Origin of the sequence: Arthrobacter sp. 2RAF22, from assembly GCF_052115325.1 — a bacterium.
Taxonomy (GTDB): domain Bacteria; phylum Actinomycetota; class Actinomycetes; order Actinomycetales; family Micrococcaceae; genus Arthrobacter.
This window is the reverse complement of record NZ_JBFRGL010000032.1, coordinates 1-1,290: the sequence shown is the minus strand read 5'-3', so window position 1 is coordinate 1,290 and position 1,290 is coordinate 1. Positions and strand designations below refer to the sequence as shown.

Sequence of the window (1,290 nt, the reverse complement as noted above, 5' to 3'; positions counted from 1 at the left end):
GGGTTATAGGACAAAACGTGTGTATGGATTGTGCCTGCTTCCCAGTGTTGGCGGGCGAATTTCGGGGTAGCTAAGCTTTGGAAGCTTAGGGTGGCTGGGGTGCTTGCATATCTCTGGAATGTCTGGTCTGCGGTCAGGCGCTGGTACGGAACGGGAAAACGGCCGCGGGTAAGCAGCGCTACCGGTGCCTGGAATGCGGGGCGAGCCGCTCGGGTGAACGCCCGGATGTGAGCCGGCGTGCGGAGCTGGGTGCGTTTCTGGGCTGGCTGCTGGGTACCGGCGGCCAAGCGCTGGTTGACTCGTTCGGTACGGCCCGGTCCTTCCGGCGCCGCACGGCGTGGTGCTGGAATATTGCCCCCGCGATTCCGGCCACGGGCGAGATCCATGACCAGGTCCAGATCGACGGGATCTACGTCGGCTCGTGGTGCTGCCTGATCGCGATCGCCGGTGAGCATGTGATCGGCTGGCAGTGGTGCGACACCGAGAAGAAGGCCGCGTGGGCGGCGTTGCTTGGACGTTTTCCGGCTCCGCGGGTGGTGATCACCGACGGTGGTTCCGGGATCGCCGCCGCGCTCTCTGACTGCTGGTCGGATACCGCCATTCAGCGCTGCCTGGTCCATGTCCAGCGCAACGTGCGCACCTACCTGACCAGCAGGCCCAGGACCGAGGCCGGCAAAGCTCTCCTGCGCCTTGGCCGGGCCCTGACACGGATCAGCACACCCGCGCAGGCCGCGGCGTGGCTCGGCCACCTCAATGACTGGTACCAGAACCACGGGCAACTGGTCCGGGCCCGGACTTACCGCACCGCAGCCTCCCCGGCACCGGCGTGGGTGCGGGCGAATCAGGCCTGGTGGTTTACCCATGACCGGCTCCGGAAGGCCTATCGCCTCCTGGAGCGGCTCAGCCAAGCAGGGAGCCTGTTCACCTACCTGCGTACCGAGTTCACAGGACTCGATATCGCGGCCACGACAAACCGGATCGAAGGCGGCACGAACGCGCAGCTGCGCCTGATTCTGCGGGCCCACCGCGGGATGAGCGAAGAGCACCAGAAGCGGGCCATCGAGTGGTACCTCTATCTCCACAGCGAAACTCCGGACCAGCCCGCCCAGCTCATCCGCCCCGAGCAATACACACCCACACGCCCGGCGGCCCAAACCGCCGTCGAGCAGCCACACGGACCCGAGGAATACGGCAACACAGCCACCGCAGAGGAAGGCCTCTGGGCCCGCAAAGGTTGGGCAGGACGCACGTGACACGCGCGGGATTTACACACGTTTTGTCCTATAACCC

The 1,290-nt window shown here is 65.7% G+C and carries 1 protein-coding gene; it reads left to right on the top strand.

Annotation, left to right across the window (positions count from 1 at the left end; genetic code table 11):
- Positions 1-107: 107 nt before the first annotated feature.
- The gene (locus tag AB4068_RS15660) at positions 108-1,253 is read left to right on the top strand and encodes an IS1249 family transposase (protein WP_306964716.1); all 1,146 of its coding nucleotides are present in this window, start codon (positions 108-110) and stop codon (positions 1,251-1,253) included.
- The last annotated feature ends 37 nt before the right edge of the window (positions 1,254-1,290 follow it).